Here is a 3,095-nt window from a genome sequence, read left to right on the forward strand (position 1 = left end):
GGCTAAAAAAGCCCAACGCACCAAAATTGTACATTTAGCCCATAACTAGCCAAAGTTCTCTTCCCGCAGGAGCGCGTAAAAACCTGAATGAAGTTCTTTTTCCCTGGACTTTTGGAGAGTGCGGAAAGTATACTTTCCGCACTGTGTATTGGTTTCAATTGATATCTTAGATCTCACCCCAATCGATCATGCTAGAACCGCTGCTAGATTCAAAGTGCATGAACTAAAGATATGAGATATGATTTCGCACTATTGGCAACCTTCCAGTTAAAATGCTGAAAACCTGACATAGCAATGGTTTGAAATGTACTTATACTTTTTTGGCGCGTTGGGCTAATTTAGCCATCTAAGAAAAATAGCGATTTTTTGAACCCATACGCTCGTCTGAGCGATGTCCCGTACACGACCATCCCCATGATTGCCATATCTTCAGGGTTTTCAATCCCCCGCAAACCCATCACCAGCAACTGGGCATCGAGTTTGAAAGTCGAAGGACGGCAGAAGGCAGCACCAATCGAACTTTGCGACCAGCCAGTTAACTGGGTCGCGATGTAGCGTAAAGCTTCGATTTGCTTGGCATCACTCACGCCGATGCGGGCAGGGGTACAGAACCGAATGTAGTCTTCCAGGATGGGATATTTTTCCCATGCGGGACTACCAAATCCAGCTTGTTTTGCCGCTTTATACCGAGATTGGATTTCCCTAGCTGCAAAGAATTTAGTTAATACCAGGACGAGTAAGGTACGGACGAGGGATAAAAATTGGGGGTCGATCTGAGCCGATCGCGAACTCAAGACGAGAGCTTGCAAAACTTCGAGCAGATAGTCCTCATAGTCCTTGCGCCGATCCTCCCGATCTGCGGGCGACAAGTGGGAGACATTTGGCAACTCAAAGATGTTGCTACATTCGGATTTAAGATCGAAATAAGATCCACCTTGAATGCGGGTATAATCTTCAAATGAGGCAGCTTCTCTAGATGTCGGACAATCGACGATCGTGACAGGGAGGTTATGCCCTAACACCCCATTGATTAATTGAATCATCGCCACAGATTTACCACTGCGTTTTTTGGCGATGACGATTATATTTTTCTGAGTGCCAGGGCTAACTAAATCGATATATAGCGGTACGCCACCATTTTCCGATACCAGCTCGAACCCGCACCGATCTCTACTGCTAATTCGAGTCAGGGGTAATACGGCTGGCGCGACATTGGTAAATACTTCGCCACGGCGATCGGAGATATGGGTCATCATGTAGTCCCAGTTGACCGGAAAAGTCTGCAACCAAGTTTTCCAACACAGCACTTCTTCTTCACAGAGATTTGCTGGGTACAAAAATTTTGAACTCAAAGCCGCACAATCCCGATTCAGTACCTCGATATCATCCCGATGCACGAGCCAAGTCGAAGCAATTTTTAAGGCAAAGTCCCCCCGATGGAGAATGGCTTGAGCTTCGATCGCTTCTTCCGCATTAATTTGGGCTGCAACGTTAACTTCGCCTGTAGCTTCAGCCTCATTTGCTTTGTAAATTTGCTCGTCGGTCAGATCTTTGAGCTTTTTACTGGATTTACCGACAGGTTGTTTGACGATTTGAGTGACGATTTCGGTATCATAAATACTGTCGTCACCGAGCTTATTCCAAATATAAGTTAGAGCATCCTGGCGATTTTCCCATTGGGAGGGATTGTCCATCATCGTCATCACTTTGACGACTTTACCCTTGACTTTAATGCAGGAATTATCTGTTTTGGGCAGACTGTGCCGATCGTTAATTAGCATTGATAATGGATGGAGTGGACGCTCGACTCGTTCGCTGAGATTTTTCCCATCGAACCCGATCGTCTGGGGCACAGGCGGCGCAGGGGTCGAATTCAGCCGCGCCCACAGATCGCCCCAAAGTCCTTGGGCTGTAAGCGGGGTAACGCCCAAGCCCATTTTATGATTGAGGATCTGCTCCCAGCGGTGGAAGGCATTAACCCCACTTTCCAAAAGCTCGGAAAATTCTCGCGTTTTAGCAATCTTTTCTGCGCCAGAAAACTTGGCTAAGACTTTGTAGAAACCCTTAGCAACACTGGCGACGGGATCGTCATTGATATCAGCATCCGGATCGAATGTGTGAGTCACATAAATCCGAAGAGATTTCGGTTTTCTTAATCCGGCTTGAGTTAATTCCTGCGTCCGTTTTTGTTCGGTCGTTAAAATATACCGCAATAGCTCCGAATCGCATCCATCGATCGTCTGTTGCAACTCCTGAATTCGATCGGCGTTATCCCGAAACGACTTCATGTGGATAGTCAACGCTTCGCCATCTGGTAAGCTTTTGAATCCAGCACAGATGCGATTGTAAATCGGCTTAATTTGCTGGTACGGCAAATTCGGGTGGATGCCAGCTACATCAAACCCGAAGACTAACCGCCATTTAGTTTTACCCACGCGGAGTAAATACGCGCCAAATTTCTGTCCATCGCAATTAAAATCGATGTGGGTAACTAGTTGTAGCTCGCCTTCGATCGGGATTAACAGTTCCGGCTTACCACCTGGAGTCAGCACTGCTCGCACGGGTTTTAAGACCGGATGCGGTTTAGTCTTCGCTGCGGAACGTTTGCGGAATTGGATAGCTGGCATTGGATAATACAGGAACGTAGGGGATATTGGCGCGATAATATACAGGTGGCTTGATGAATTTGCCGACGAATCGATAGACACCCCGAATGGTCAGGATCAGCCAGGTCATATCGACGATGATGACGGCAAAAACGAATACATCCCAGCCCAACTCAAACATCGATCGAAGAAAGAATAAAATTACGTCCATGACGATCGCGACCGCAAAGACATCCGCCGAAATTCCGGCAATCCCTGGCTTTCGCGCCAGCATTCGATTGACCTGAATCGGTTCTTCGTCATAAATATCGGGCATTTTTATTACTCAATCCAGATAGACGGTATAGACAGAAATTCTCCTTTTTCGCGAGAACAAAGCAACGCACACACCAGGCGTGTTTCATTCACGCCATGATTTTAGCGACAATGTTATCGACAAAGCCAACGATCGCGAGGAAAACAGCAGGAGGGATGACGATTTCGCTCCAC

General features: G+C 46.9%; 2 protein-coding genes. Both read right to left on the reverse strand.

Annotated elements, in window-relative coordinates; translation table 11 throughout:
- Positions 1-338: 338 nt before the first annotated feature.
- Positions 339-2,627, reverse strand: a complete 2,289-nt coding sequence (locus Q0R35_RS09375) for a hypothetical protein (protein WP_295616646.1) — start codon at positions 2,625-2,627, stop codon at positions 339-341.
- A complete protein-coding gene (locus tag Q0R35_RS09380; RefSeq protein WP_295616649.1) occupies positions 2,584-2,922 on the reverse strand; it encodes a hypothetical protein in 339 nt (112 codons plus the stop codon). Before Q0R35_RS09380 ends, Q0R35_RS09375 begins: the two co-directional genes overlap by 44 nt.
- Between the last annotated feature and the right edge of the window lie 173 nt (positions 2,923-3,095).

The sequence above is a fragment of the Chamaesiphon sp. GL140_3_metabinner_50 genome (assembly GCF_025361915.1).
Lineage (GTDB): Bacteria > Cyanobacteriota > Cyanobacteriia > Cyanobacteriales > Chamaesiphonaceae > Chamaesiphon.

Bases quoted from the DNA above. Each gene is read 5' to 3' on its own strand.
- Q0R35_RS09375 (WP_295616646.1), bottom strand. From the start codon at position 2,627: ATGCCAGCTATCCAATTCCGCAAACGTTCCGCAGCGAAGACTAAACCG.
- Q0R35_RS09380 (WP_295616649.1), bottom strand. From the start codon at position 2,922: ATGCCCGATATTTATGACGAAGAACCGATTCAGGTCAATCGAATGCTG.